The sequence below is a fragment of the Roseomonas sp. HF4 genome, from assembly GCF_005222755.1.
Lineage (GTDB): Bacteria > Pseudomonadota > Alphaproteobacteria > Acetobacterales > Acetobacteraceae > Neoroseomonas.
Genome location: NZ_STGD01000001.1, coordinates 201,939 through 215,638, shown reverse-complemented (window position 1 = coordinate 215,638; position 13,700 = coordinate 201,939). Strand labels below are relative to the sequence as shown.

Here is a 13,700-nt window from a genome sequence, read left to right as displayed (position 1 = left end):
ATGCCGATCGACCCCGTGACCCTGGCCGTGCTGAAGGGCCGGCTCGAGCAGATCGCCGACGAGATGGACGCGACGCTCTACCGCAGCGCCTTCAACCCGATCATCGCCGAGGCACGCGACGCCTGCCACGGCGTCTATGACGCGACCACCGGCGACACGCTGGTGCAGGGCACCAAGGGGCTGCCGATCTTCGTCGGCGCCATGGCCTTCGCGGTGCGCGCGGTGATCGCGAAGGTGGCCGCCGAGGGCGGGCTCGATCCCGGCGACACCTTCCTGTTCAACGACCCGTACGACGGCGGCACGCACCTGAACGACTTCCGCCTGGTGCGCCCGGTGTTCCGCGACGGGCGGCTGTTCTGCTGGCTCGCCTCGGTCGGGCACTGGCTCGACATCGGCGGCAACGTGCCCGGCAACTACAACCCGCGCGCGACGGAAAGCCACCAGGAAGGCGTGCGCTTCCCGCCGGTGAAGCTGATCCGCGCGGGGGTCATGCAGCAGGACATCCTCGACATCCTGGCGGCGAATTCGCGCGTGCCGCAGTCGAACTGGGGCGACCTGAACGGGCAGCTCAACGCGCTCGACCTCGGCGAACGGCGGCTGGCGGAACTGCTCGACGCCCATGGCGACGCGGCGGTGGCCGAGGCCTTCGGCCTGCTCATGGACCGCGCCGAGGCGCTGATGGGCGCCGAGATCGCGGCCCGGCCGGACGGCACCTACGACTTCGAGGATTTCCTCGACAATGACGGCGTGGTCGATGAACCGCTGCGCATCGCGCTCGCCATGCGGATCGCGGGCGGGCGGATGGTGCTGGATTTCTCGCGCTCCTCGGCGCCCTGCGCGGGGCCGGTCAACATCTCGGTCGCGACCACGGTCGCCGCCTGCTACGTGGCGCTGAAGCACGCCTTCCCCGACGTGCCGGCCAATGCGGGCGTGCTGCGGCCGGTCGAGGTCATCGCCCCCGACACGACGCTGCTCGGCGCGAAGGCGCCGCGGCCCGTCGCCGGATATACCGAGACGATCCTCAGGCTGATCGGCGTGATCTTCGGCGCGCTCGGCCAAGCGCGGCCGGAGCGCGCGACGGCCGCACCCTTCGGCACGATCAACGCGCTGTCGCTGTCGGGGCAGCGGGCGGACGGCACGCGCTGGGTGATGTTCTCCTTCTTCGGCGGCGGCCTCGGCGGCAATCCCGAGAGCGACGGGCTGCATCACGCCAACAACCCGATCTCGACCGCCACCATCCCGCCGGTCGAGATCCTGGAAGCCGCCAATCCCGTGATGTTCACGCAATGGGCGCTGCGCGCGGACAGCGGTGGGCCGGGGCTGCACCGCGGCGGCGTCGGCGCGGTCTACGGGATCGAGGCGCTGGCGCCCGGCGTCACCGAGATCGCGCTGCTGGGCGAACGCGGCCGCTTCGCGCCCTTCGGCGTCGCCGGCGGCGGGCCGGGTGCCATGAACGCCTTCCGCTGGGATACCGCCGAGGGCGTCGCGACGCCGCCGATGGCGAGCAAGGTGGTCGGCGTCTCGATCCGGCAGGGGCAGCGCCTGCGCCTGGAAAGCCCGGGCGGCGGCGGCTGGGGCGACCCGCTGCTGCGGCCCGTCGAGGCCGTGGCGCGCGACATCCGGCTGGGTTTCGTCGGCGCCGAGGCCGCCATCCGCGACTACGGCGTGCGCATCGCGGCCGATGGGAGCGTGGCACGATGATCGTCGGCGTCGATGTCGGCGGCACCTTCACCGACCTGTTCCTGTTCGATGCCGCGACCGGCGCCTTCCGCACCGCCAAGGTGCCGTCCAACCGCGGCGACGAGGCGTCGGGCTTCCTCGCCGGCCTGCGGGCGCTGGGCGGCGCCGGCGCCATGGCCGCGATCGTCCACGGCACGACCGTCGGCACCAATGCGCTGCTGGAGCGCAAGGGTGCGCGCCTCGGCGTCATCACGACCGCGGGGTTCCGCGACGTGCTGGAGATGCGCCGGCGCGACCGTCGCCACACCTGGGGCCTCTGGGGCGACTTCACGCCGGTCGCCGACCGCGACCTGCGGCTGGAAGTGCCGGAGCGCACGCTGGCGGACGGCACCATCCGCACGCCGGTCGATGTCGCGGCGGTGCGGGCGGCGGCGTGCGCGCTGCTGGCGGCCGGCGCCGAGGCCGTCGCCATCGTCTTCATCAACGCCTACGCCAACCCGGCGAACGAGGCGGCTGCGGCCGCGGCGGTGCGCGCCATCTGGCCCAATCCGCATGTCTCGGTCAGCAGCGAGATCCTGCCCGAGATCCGGGAGTTCGAGCGCGCCTCGACCACGGCGCTGAACGCGTATCTGCAGCCGGTCGTCGCCGGCTACCTGGCGCGGCTCGAAGGCACCCTGGAGACCGAGCGTTTCGCCGGGCGCTTCCACATCGTGCAGTCCAATGGCGGCATCATGTCGACGGCAACGGCGCGACGCATGCCGGTGCGGACGGCGCTGTCCGGCCCCGCCGCGGGCGTCATCGCGGCGGCGGCCATCGCGCGCGCGGCGGGGTTCGAGAACGCGATCACCTGCGACCTCGGCGGCACCTCCTTCGACGTGTCGCTGGTGGCGGGCGGGCGGATGGACCTTGCCGCGCAGGCGGTGATCGACTTCGGCCTGGTGATCCGTTCGCCGATGATCGAGATCACCACCATCGGCGCCGGCGGCGGCTCGATCGCGCATGTCGACCGCGGCGGCCTGCTGCAGGTCGGGCCGGAAAGCGCGGGCAGCCGGCCGGGCCCGGTCTGCTATGGCCAGGGCAACGACCGGCCGACGCTGACGGACGCCAATGTCGTGCTCGGGCGCATCAATGCGGAACGGCCGATCGGCGGCGCGCTGGCGCGGCTCGATGTCGAGGCCGCGCGCGCGGCGATCGCGCGGCATGTGGGTGAGCCGCTCGGCCTCGATGCCATGGCGGCGGCTGAGGCGGTGCTGCGCGTCGCCAATGCGCGCATGGCGGGCGCCATCCGGCTGGTCTCCATCGAGCGCGGCCACGACCCCGGGCGCTTCGTGGCGCTGCCCTTCGGCGGCGGCGGCGCGCTGCATGTGGGCGCGCTGATCCGCGAGGTGGGGCTCAAGGCGGCGCTGGTGCCGCGCTATCCGGGCGTGACCTCGGCGCTGGGCTGCATCATCGCCGATGTGCGGCACGACCAGGTGCGGACGCTGAACCTCGGGCTCGACACGCTCGATGCCGCGGCGCTCGATGTCCGCATGGTGGCGGAGGCCGAGGCCGCGCAGGCGGTCGTTGCCGCCGCCGGGCTGCCGGTCGAAGGCATCGAGACGGTCTTCGAACTCGACATGCACTACGCCGGGCAGACGCATACGGTGGCCGTGCCGCTGCCCGTCGCTGTGCGGGACGGCACCACCGGCGTCACCGCGGCCATCGTGCGCGCGGCCTTCGAGGCCGCCTACAGCCGCGCCTTTACGCGCCTGCTGCCCGGCCTTGCCGTGCGGATCGTGACGCTCCGCACCGCCGCGATCGGCCGGCGCCCGGCCTTCGACCTGCGTATGCTGGCGCCGCCGGCAGGCAGCACGGTCGAGGCCGCTGCGCGCGGCGCGCGTCCCGTCTGGTTCGACGGCGCCTGGCACGAGGCCGCGATCTTCGCGCGGCTCGACCTGCCCGAGGGCAGCGTGGTGCGCGGCCCCGCCATCCTGGAGCAGCCGGATGCGACCATCGTGGTCGATCCCGGACTGTTGGCGCGGACCGACCGCTTCGGCAACCTGATCATTGAAAGGGCGTGACATGGCGCATGCGCCGATCCCGGCCACTGAGACCGCGCTGCTGCTCTGCGACCTGCAGAACGACTTCATCCACCCCGACGGCGCCTATGGCCGGGCGGGCCAGTCGGCGCCCGCCATCGCGGCGCTGCCGGCGCGGCTGAAGCCGCTGGCCGATGCGCTGCGCGCCAAGGGCGGCTGGATCGCATCGACGCACTTCACCCTGGTGCCGGGCAAGGGCGGCGAGCCCTTCATCGCCGAGCACCTGCGCCAGATGCGCCCCTTCCTGAAGAAGGGCGACTTCGCGCCGGGGTCCTGGGGCCACGCGCTGTTGGACGACCTCGCCCCCTCCGACCTCGCGGTCGAGAAGATCGGCTACGACGCCTTCTGGAACACGCGGCTGGAATGGGTGCTGCGCAAGGCGGGCATAAGGCGGCTGCTGGTGGCGGGCATCGTGACCAATGGCGGCGTCGCCTCGACCGTCCGTGGCGCGCATGTGCGGGAATTCGAGGTGACGCTGCTGGAGGACGGCTGCGCCGCCTTCTCCGACGCCGTGCATGCGGCGGCGGTCGAGGGGCTGCGCCCGGTCGCGGACGTCACGACGGTCGCGGGCGCGCTCGCCGCGCTCGGCTGACCCCTGGACAAGCGCGCGCGGGGGGGCATGTTGCGCCGCGACCAGACCGGGAACGCGACCATGGACAAGTTCGGCATCGGCCAGCCCGTGCGGCGGAAGGAGGATGTGCGCCTCCTGACCGGGCGCGGCACCTATACCGACGACATCGACAAGCCGGGCCAGGCGCATGCCGCCATCCTGCGCTCCCCGCACGCGCATGCGCGGATCGTGTCCATCGACACGGCCGATGCGCTGGCCGCGCCGGGCGTGCTTGCCGTGCTGACCGGGGCGGACGCGGATGCCGACGGCATCGGCCTGCTGCCGGTGCATATCGACGTGCCGGGCAAGGACAAGCCGCTGTTCTGCCCGCCGCGGCGTATCCTGCAGACCGACCGCGTGCGCTTCGTGGGCGACCCCGTCGCGCTGGTCGTGGCCGAGACGCGCGAACAGGCGATGGATGCCTGCGAGCTCATCGCCATCGACTACGACATCCTGCCGAGCGTGACCGACACCGCGAAGGCGCTCGACCCCGATGCGCCGGTCATCTGGGAGGAGCAGGGCAGCAACCTCTGCGTCCATTGGGACAGCGGGCGGGGGGAGATGGCGGACGCCGCCTTCGCCGCGGCGCATCGCGTGGTCTCGGTCGACCTCGTGCAGAACCGCCTGGTCGGCAACCCGATGGAACCCCGCGTCGCGATCGGCGAATGGGATGGGGAGCGCTGGACGCTGACCTCGCCGACCCAGGGTGTCATCAAGGTGCGGGAGTCGCTCGCGAAATTCGCCTTCAAGGTGCCGCTCGACCGCATCCGCGTCATCTCGCCGGATGTCGGCGGCGGCTTCGGCCTGCGCGGCAAGCTGTTCCCGGAGACCGCGATGGTGCTCTGGGCCGCGAAGCGGCTCGGACGGCCGGTGAAGTGGCGCGCCGGGCGGACCGAGACCTTCCTGTCCGACCCGCATGGCCGCGACCACGTCACCCACGCCGAGATGGCCTTCGACGCGAATGCCAAGATGACCGGCGTGCGCATCCGCACCACCGCCGCGATGGGCGCCTACCTGCTCGACTTCGGACCGCGCATCCCGACGCTGGCGGGCGGGCGGATCAACGGCACCGTCTACGACATCCAGGCGCTGAACGTGCAGGTGCGGTGCGTCTTCACCAACACGGTGTCCACCGATGCCTATCGCGGTGCCGGGCGGCCGGAGACGGCCTATGTGCTGGAACGCCTGCTCGACCAGGGCGCGGCGGCCTTCGGCATCGGCCGCGACGAGATCCGCCGGCGCAACTACGTCCGTCCCGACCAGATCCCCTACGCGAACGCCGCCGGCAACGTGATCGATTCCGGCCGCTTCGAGGAAACGCAGCAGATGGCGCTCGACCTCGCCGACTGGGCGGGCTTCGAGGCGCGGCGGGCGGATGCGGCGAGGCGCGGGAAGAAGCGCGGCATCGGCCTCGGCTACTTCATCGAGGCCTCCGGCGGGCAGCCCTTCGAATGGGCGCGCGTCGCGCTCACGCCGGAAGGCCGCGCGAAGCTCACCGTCGGCACCTTCAGCCACGGGCAGGGGCACGAGACCGCCTATGCCCAGGTGCTGAGCGAGAAGCTCGGCATTCCCTTCGATGCCATCGACCTGATCCAGGGCGACACGGAGGTGGTGCAGAAGGGCGCGGGCACGGGCGGGTCGCGGTCGTCGCAGATGGGCGGCGTCGCGATCAGCCGCACGGCGGCGCTGGTGCTGGAGAAGGCGAAGCGCATCGCGGCGCACCTGCTCGAAGCCGGCGTGGCGGATGTGGAATTCGCCGATGGCCGCTTCCGCGTGGCCGGCACTGACCTGGCGGTGGACTGGCCCGCCGTCGTCGCCGCCGCACACGACCCCGCGCGCCTGCCAGCGGGCGAGGCGCCTGGCCTGGATGAGAACCTCACCTACACCCGCGACACCGAGTGCAACTTCCCGAACGGCTGCCACGTGGCCGAGGTCGAGGTGGACACGGAGACCGGCGAGGTCGCGCTGGTGAACTACGCCGCGGTGGACGACGTCGGCGTGGTGATCAACCCGATGCTGGTGCACGGCCAGTGCCATGGCGGCATCATGTCGGGCATCGGCCAGGCGATGCTGGAACACGCGCGCTACGACGACGAGAGCGGTCAGTTCCTGACTGCCACCTTCCAGGACTATTGCATGCCGCGCGCCGGCGATGCGCCGTCCTTCCGGCTCGGCCTGAACGTGGTGCCGAACCCGTCGAACGACCTCGGCGTGAAGGGGGCGGGGGAAGGCGGGGCCTGCGGCGCGCCGCCGGCGATCGTCTCGGCGGTGTGCGATGCGCTGGGCGTCGCGCATCTCGACATGCCGGTGACGCCGGAGGCGGTCTGGCGCGCGCTTGGGCGCTGATGCGGTGAAGGGCGGGGGGAGAAGGGAACTTCTCCCCCCACGGGTCCCATCGACGTCGCTGCGCAACGCCGATGGGCGCCCGCCCCCGCCATAACCTTCCTTGGCACCTGGCGCCGCCCCACCCAGGATCGGCGCCAAATGACAAGGAAGGGAGGGGGGCTCGGGGGAGGTTCTCCTCCCCCGACCTTCCCTGCGCCTCACTCGATCCTGACGCCCGCGGCCCGCACGATCGCCCCCCAGCGCGCCACCTCGGCCGCCACGAACGCCAAGAGTTCGGCGCGCGACAGCGGCCGCGGCGTCGCGCCGATCTGCGCCAGGCGGTCGGCGATGGCGGGCTCGCGCAGCGCCGCCAGCGTCTCCCGGTGCATGCGGTCGGCGACCTCGGCGGGCAGCCCGGCGGGCCCGGCGATGGCGAACCAGTTGCTCGCGACCAGCTCCCGGTAGCCGAGTTCCGCGAAGGTCGGCAGGTCCGGCCAGTTCGCCAGCCGCTCGGCCGAGGTGACGGCCAGCATCCGCACGCGCTCGTTGCGCCCGGCTTCGACCGTGGTGGTGATCAGGCTGTCGAGCTGCCCGGCGACGAGGTCATTCAGCGCCGGGCCCGACCCGCGATAGGGCACGTGCGTCGTCTCGATCCCCGCGAGGCGGCCGAGCAGCACCTGCTTCACGTGGCTGGCCGATCCGTTGCCCGGGGAGCCGACCGCGATGCCCGGCCGCTGCCTGGCCAGCGCCACGAATTCCGCCAATGTCCGCGCGGGGGAATTCACGTTCACGGCGAGCACGGAGGGCACCTCGGCGATCATCGCGACATAGGTGAAGTCGCGGACGGCGTCGTAGGGCATGGATCGGTAGACGCTCGGCCCCACGCCCTGGCTCGCGATGTTGGCGACGACGAAGGTCGCCCCGTCCGGGGGGCTTTTCGCCGCGACGTCGCTGCCGATCGTGCCGCCGGCGCCGGCGCGGTTCTCCACCACCACTGGCTGGCCGAGCGTCTCGGTCAGCTTCTGCGCGATCAGGCGCATCACCACGTCGGTCGTGCCGCCGGGCGGGAAGGGGACGATCACGCGCACGGGGCGCGTCGGCCAGGATTGCGCGCGCGCCGGCGTGGCCAGGGCAAGGGCGGGCAGGGCGGCCAGCAGGGTGCGGCGATGCATGGGGCTACTCCACCAGGGCGGCGGCCCGCAGGCCGTTGATCATGGACGATTTCAGCAGGTGCTCGCGCGCCTTGGCCGGGTCGGCGGCGATCGCCTGCATCTCGGCCAGCAGCGCCGCGCGCCGCCCCGGGTCGCGTTCGCGCATGCGGGCGCGGTTCCGGTCGGCCTGGGCGATGATCTCGCGCTCCGCGACCGGGCGGCGTCGGCGCGTGTAGCGGTCGAGATGCGCGATGTCGCGTTGCCCCGTCCAGACCTCCTGCAAGTGTAGGGTGAGTTCGAAGGCGTCGTGGATGCCGCCGTTCATGCCCATCCCGCCCGAGGGCGAGTTCAGGTGCGCGGAATCGCCCGCGAGCAGCATCCGCCCGCGCCGGTAGTCCTGCACGATGCGCTGGTGGATTCGGTAGGGGCGGAGGTCCGGCACCTCGTAGGGCGTGGCTTTGGGGTGGATCGCCTGCAGCTTGCGCTCGATCGCCTCGGGCATGAGCGCGGCCTCGACATCCTCGCCCGGCGCGGTGTGCAGGCTGGCGCGCCAGAGGCCGGGCACCTGCAGCAGCGAGAAGGTGCCCGAGAAGGCCGGGTGCTCGGTCCAGACGTAGTTGACGTTGGACAGGCCCTCGAAGGCGTCCTGGAAGCGGAAGGGCGTGGTCGCGAGGATGGTGGTCTCGGGATAGGTCTCGCCCGAGAAGGGCATCTCCATCGCACGCCGCACCACGCTGCGCGCGCCGTCGCAGCCGACAACGAAGGCGGCGTGGATCGGGTCGAAGCCGCTGCCGGTGATCGTGACGCCGTCGGCATCCTGCGCGACTGCCTCGACCATGCAGTCGAAACGGGGGAAGGCCTCCGGATGGTGGTGCCGCAGCCGTTCCAGGATGAGGCGCGACAGCTTCCACTGCTCGGCCTGCAGCCGATAGGGGTGCGCCGTGTCCCGCGCCAGCACGCCAAGGTCGAAGACCGCGCGCGCGCCGTCCTCGTGCCGGCGGATCTGCCAGGTGGGCGTGCGCAGCCCCTGTGCCACCAGCGGCTGCGCCAGGCCGAGCCCGTCCAGCATGTCGAGCGTCGGCGGATGGAAGGTGGAGGCGCGCAGCTCCTCGCTGATGTCCGCGCCGGCTTCGAGCACCACCACGGGCATGCCGGCGCGCGCCAGCAGCAGCGCCAGCACCAGCCCCACCGGCCCGGCGCCGACGATCGCGACAGGGTGTGCGTCCGACCTCGCTTCCGACATGCGGGGAGCCTGGGGCAAGCCGCCGGACCCGTCTAGACTGTGCCGGGGAGGATGCCGCGCATGACGATCGAATACGGGGCGGACGGGCTGCTCGGCGTGCTGACGCCGCAGGCGAACACGACCGTCGAGCCCGAGATGGCGATCCTGCTGCCGCCACGCATGGCGATGCTGAACGCGCGGCTGACCAGTCCGAAGCCCAGCATCGCGGAGCGGCTCGTGGACTATGTCGATGGCCTGGATGAAGCGGTCGGGCAGTTCGCCAACGCGCCGCTCGGCGCCATCGCCTTCGCCTGCACCGGCGCGTCCTACCTGGTCGGCCGGGCGGCGGAGGACGCGGCGGTCGCGCGGATCGAGGCGCGCACGGGCGTGCCCTTCGTCACCGCCGCGCGGGCGGTCTGCGATGCCTTCGCGGCGCTGGGGGCGCGGCGGGTCGGCCTCGTTTCTCCCTACCCGCCGGACCTGACCGAGGCCTCGGCCGGCTACTGGGCGTCGCGCGGCTTCGAGGTCGGTCGGGTCGTGGCCGCCGCGCCCCCCGGGGAGGCCTTCCACCCGATCTACGCCATGTCGGCCGGCAGCGCGGCGGAGGCCCTGGCCGGGATGGAGGGCGCGGGCGTCGAGGCCATCGTGATGCTGGGCACCGGCATGCCGACGCTGGGCCCGATCCTGGACCGGCCGGCGGTGGACGGCGCGCCCGTCATCTCCTGCATGACCGCGCTCGGCTGGCGCAGCGTGCTGGCGCTGCGGCGGGAAGCGCCGGCCGGGGAGGGGCTGCGCCGCTGGATCGCGGGGGAGGGGTGGCGGGCCCGTTTCGCGGCCCGGATGGGGCCCTGAGGGGCAGGGCGCGCCTCGCGGCTTGGAAACCCCGCCATGTTGCGCTACATCCCGCCCCCTGCCGCCGCGCGGCGCCTCGCGGGCGGGCGTGGTGGAACTGGCAGACACGCCGGATTTAGGTTCCGGTGGCGCAAGCCGTGGGGGTTCGAATCCCTTCGCCCGCACCAAGGCGCCGCCGGTCTTCTCTAGCCTTTTGGATGGACGTCCCTCGATGCAGGTCTCCGAGCTCGCGAATGACGGGCTGAAGCGCGCCTATTCCGTCACCGTCCTGGCCGGGGACATCGCGTCCACGCGCGACAAGCGCCTGGCCGAGATCGCCAAGACCGTCTCCATGCCGGGGTTCCGCCCCGGCAAGGTGCCGCTCACGGTGGTCAAGCAGCGCTACGGCGCCGCGGTGCTGGGGGAGGTGCTGGAGCAGTCGGTCTCCGACGCGTCCCGCAAGGTCGTGGACGACCGCGGCCTCAAGCCCGCGCAGCAGCCCAAGATCGAGATCGTGAACTTCGCCGAGGGCGCCGACCTCGAGTTCAAGATGGAATTCGAGGTGCTGCCCGAGGTGCCGATGCCCGACTTCGCGGGGATCGAGCTCGAGCGCCTGAAGGCCGAGCCGACCGAGGAGGCCGTGGACAAGGCGCTCGCCTCCATCGCCGAGCGCAACGGCGAGCTCGAGGATGCCGAGCCGCGCGTCGCCGCCAAGGGCGAGGTGCTGGTCTGCGACTTCGAGGGCCGGCTGCCGGCCGACCTGCTGACGAACGGCCCGGGCCTCGGCGCCCGGCCGGGCAGCCCGGGCGAGGTGCCCGCCAACTGGTCGGTCGATGTCTCGGCCGGCCTCGCGGCCGAGGTGGACGCGATCGGCACCGAGAAGGGCCTTCCGTATTTCGACATCGGCGTGAAGGGCACGGCCGCCGAGGCCGGGTTCATCCGCATCTTCGCGGCCCGTCCCTCGGGCCTGGCGGCCAAGCCGGGGGCGACCCTGACCGTCCTGATGTCCGCCCACCCCGTCGCCGGCGCCCTGCCGGAGGGCGCCAAGCCGTCCATCGGCTTCAACGAGCGCTCGGCCGAGGCCTTCATCCGGTCCTCCCGCGCGCCGGCCAGCCTCGGCGCAGCGGGCGACCGTGCGACGCTGACCCTGTCGGACGATGCCGCGCTCGCCTTCGCGCGCCCGGTCATAGAGATCCCGGTCGCGGCCGGCGCGGCGGTCGACGTCACGCTGCGCGTCGGCCCCGCCCGCGTCTTCGCCGGCGCCGAGGAGCCCGAGGCGCGCATCTTCGCCGGCGGCTCGGCCAGCGACATGCCGATCGAGGTGGGCGGCGGCGGCTTCATCCCCGGCTTCACCGAGCAGATGGAGGGCATGGCGCCGGGCGATTCGCGGGACATCGACGTCGTGTTCCCGGCCGACTACGGCTCGGCGGACCTGGCCGGCAAGCACGCCCGCTTCACCATCACCGCCAAGGCGCTCAAGACCCGCAAGCCGCGCTCGATCGACGACGAGCTGGCCAAGTCCGTCGGCATGGAGACGCTGGACGCGCTGAAGGAGGCGATCCGGTCCTCCCTGCAGCGGGAATACGACGCCGTCTCCCGCATGCGGGTGAAGCGCGCGCTGCTCGACAGCCTGGCCGACAAGGCTGCGTTCGAGGTCCCGCAGGGCATGGTCGAGGCCGAGTTCGCGCAGATCTGGCAGCGCGTCGAGACCGACCTCAAGGCCGGGCGCCTGGACGAGGACGACAAGGGCAAGGACGAGGAGACGCTGAAGGCCGAGTACCGCGGCATCGCCGAGCGGCGCATCCGCCTGGGCCTCATGCTGTCCGAGATCGGCCGTGCCAACAACGTCCAGGTCGGCCAGGAGGAGATGGTCCGCGCGGTCCGCCAGGAAGCCATGCGCTATCCCGGCCAGGAGCAGCAGGTGCTGGAGTTCTTCCAGAAGAACCCGCAGGCGGCCGAAAGCCTCCGCGCGCCGCTGTTCGAGGAGAAGGTGGTCGACTTCATGCTCGAGCTGGCCAAGGTCACGGACCGCCAGGTGAGCCCGGACGAGCTGACCGCCGCCGCGGCCTGACCCCCGAGACCGCATCGTCCGAAGGGGGCGGCCGGGCAACCGGCTGCCCCTTTTTGATGCAGGCCGCCCGGCCGCGCCGTGGAACGCCGGGAAATAGCGCGCTTCCCGCCGCGCCCGCCTTGCGTCCCGCCCTGCGCCTCGCCTAGATGCTATGAATACGCAGATGAGCGGCCGTGCAGGTCGCCGCAGCATGAGGGGAGCGCTTCAAGGGTGTCCGACGCCATCCTGGAAACCAGGGGCCTGACGAAGGAGTTCCGCGGCTTCGTCGCGGTGAACGACGTCAACCTGACGGTCCGCCGCGGCACGATCCACGGCCTGATCGGCCCGAACGGGGCCGGCAAGACGACCTGCTTCAACCTGCTGACCAAGTTCCTGCCGCCGACGCGCGGCACGATCCGCTACGACGGGCGCGACATTACCGGCATGAAGCCGGCCGAGGTGGCGCGGCTCGGGCTCGTGCGGTCGTTCCAGATCTCGGCCGTCTTCCCGCACCTGAGCGTGCTGGAGAATGTGCGGGTCGCGCTGCAGCGGTCCCGCGGCGGGTCGTTCGACTTCTGGCGCTCCGATTCGCTGCTGCGGGCCTTCGACGGCCGGGCGCGCGAGCTGCTGGAGGATGTCGGGCTCGGCTCCTATGCCGACCTGCAGGCGGGAGAGCTGCCCTATGGCCGCAAGCGCGCGCTCGAGATCGCGACGACGCTGGCCCTCGACCCGGTCATGCTGCTGCTCGACGAACCGACGGCCGGCATGGCCCATGAGGACGTGGACCGGATCGTGGCGCTGGTGAAGCGCGTCTCGGCCGGGCGCACCGTCCTGCTGGTCGAGCACAACCTCAAGGTCGTGCAGGGCCTCTGCGACGTCATCACCGTGCTGGCGCGCGGGTCGGTGCTGGCCGAGGGGGACTACGCCGCCGTCTCGGCCAACCCCGATGTCGTCGCCGCCTATCTCGGCAGCGACGCCCCTGCCGCCGAACCGGAGGCCGCCCATGGCTGAAGCGCTCGCCGAGCTGCCCCGCGCGGGGCGTGACGGGGGCACGCCCCTTATGGTCGTGCGCGGGCTCGAGGCCTGGTACGGCGAGAGCCACGTGCTGCACGGCGTGGACCTCGAGATCCGCGAAGGCGAGGTGGTCACGCTGCTCGGCCGCAACGGCGCGGGCAAGACCACGACGCTGCGCTCCATCATGGGCCTGGTGCCGAAGCGGTCGGGCTCCATCCGCTACGCCGGGCAGGACCTGATCGGGGCGCGGTCCGACATCATCGCGCGCGCGGGCATCGCCTATTGCCCGGAGGAGCGCGGCATCTTCGCCTCCCTCGACGTGACCGAGAACCTGATGCTGCCGCCCGTGGTGCAGCCGGGGGGGCTGCCGATCACGGAGATCTACGAGCTTTTCCCCAACCTGAAGGAACGCGCGCGCAGCCAGGGGACGAAACTCTCGGGCGGCGAGCAGCAGATGCTGGCGATCGCGCGCATCCTGCGGACGGGGGCCAAGCTGCTGCTGCTGGACGAGCCGTCCGAAGGGCTGGCGCCCGTGATCGTGCAGCAGATCGGGCGCACGATCCGCGAACTGAAGCAGCGCGGCTTCACCGTGCTGCTTGTGGAGCAGAACTTCCGCTTCGCCCAGACGGTCGCCGACCGGCACTACGTCATGGAGCACGGCAAGGTGGTCGACATGGTCCGCAACGAAGACCTGGCCGCCTCGCTCGACCGGCTGCACGAATACCTTGGCGTCTGAGGG

9 protein-coding genes, 1 tRNA gene and 2 pseudogenes are annotated in these 13,700 nt (G+C 72.2%); 10 read left to right on the top strand and 2 right to left on the bottom strand.

Annotation, left to right across the window (positions count from 1 at the left end; translation table 11 throughout):
* The 4 genes from E8M80_RS01015 to E8M80_RS01000 are packed head-to-tail and all read left to right on the top strand — an operon-like array spanning position 1 to position 6,714.
* Entirely contained in the window at positions 1-1,701 is a 1,701-nt protein-coding gene (locus E8M80_RS01015) for a hydantoinase B/oxoprolinase family protein (RefSeq protein ID WP_137123782.1), read from the top strand.
* Positions 1,698-3,740 (top strand): hydantoinase/oxoprolinase family protein, encoded by a 2,043-nt coding sequence (locus tag E8M80_RS01010; protein WP_137123781.1) that lies wholly within the window; start codon positions 1,698-1,700, stop codon positions 3,738-3,740. Before E8M80_RS01015 ends, E8M80_RS01010 begins: the two co-directional genes overlap by 4 nt.
* A 1-nt stretch (position 3,741) precedes the next feature.
* Positions 3,742-4,350 carry a cysteine hydrolase gene (locus E8M80_RS01005; RefSeq protein WP_137123780.1) on the top strand — a complete coding sequence of 203 codons (609 nt, stop codon included), beginning with the start codon at positions 3,742-3,744 and terminating at the stop codon, positions 4,348-4,350.
* Between the two features lie 60 nt (positions 4,351-4,410).
* A complete protein-coding gene (locus E8M80_RS01000; protein WP_137123779.1) occupies positions 4,411-6,714 on the top strand; it encodes a xanthine dehydrogenase family protein molybdopterin-binding subunit in 2,304 nt (767 codons plus the stop codon).
* Positions 6,715-6,911: 197 nt separating this feature from the next.
* On the opposite strand, the gene E8M80_RS00995 is transcribed toward E8M80_RS01000, so the two are convergent.
* Both E8M80_RS00995 and E8M80_RS00990 read right to left on the bottom strand, forming a co-directional pair.
* Entirely contained in the window at positions 6,912-7,865 is a 954-nt protein-coding gene (locus E8M80_RS00995; protein WP_137123778.1) for a tripartite tricarboxylate transporter substrate binding protein, read from the bottom strand.
* 4 nt (positions 7,866-7,869) lie between these two features.
* Positions 7,870-9,087, bottom strand: coding sequence for an NAD(P)/FAD-dependent oxidoreductase (locus tag E8M80_RS00990; RefSeq protein ID WP_137123777.1), 1,218 nt, complete (start codon positions 9,085-9,087; stop codon positions 7,870-7,872).
* 60 nt (positions 9,088-9,147) lie between these two features.
* Here E8M80_RS00990 and E8M80_RS00985 point away from each other — a divergent pair, with 60 nt between their 5' ends.
* The 6 genes and pseudogenes from E8M80_RS00985 to E8M80_RS00960 all read left to right on the top strand — a co-directional run bounded on the left by E8M80_RS00985 (position 9,148) and on the right by E8M80_RS00960 (position 13,697).
* On the top strand, positions 9,148-9,918 hold the full coding sequence (locus E8M80_RS00985; RefSeq protein WP_170979138.1) for an aspartate/glutamate racemase family protein: 771 nt from the start codon (positions 9,148-9,150) through the stop codon (positions 9,916-9,918).
* A gap of 82 nt (positions 9,919-10,000) precedes the next feature.
* A tRNA-Leu gene (locus E8M80_RS00980) sits at positions 10,001-10,085 on the top strand.
* A gap of 44 nt (positions 10,086-10,129) precedes the next feature.
* A pseudogene (locus tag E8M80_RS00975) lies at positions 10,130-10,546 on the top strand (trigger factor); the annotation flags it as partial.
* 636 nt (positions 10,547-11,182) lie between these two features.
* Positions 11,183-11,968 (top strand): annotated as a pseudogene (gene tig / locus E8M80_RS00970) (trigger factor); the annotation flags it as partial.
* A 210-nt stretch (positions 11,969-12,178) separates the two neighbouring features.
* Positions 12,179-12,958, top strand: coding sequence for an ABC transporter ATP-binding protein (locus tag E8M80_RS00965; protein WP_137123775.1), 780 nt, complete (start codon positions 12,179-12,181; stop codon positions 12,956-12,958).
* A 49-nt stretch (positions 12,959-13,007) separates the two neighbouring features.
* A complete protein-coding gene (locus tag E8M80_RS00960; RefSeq protein WP_137124156.1) occupies positions 13,008-13,697 on the top strand; it encodes an ABC transporter ATP-binding protein in 690 nt (229 codons plus the stop codon).
* Positions 13,698-13,700: the final 3 nt, after the last annotated feature.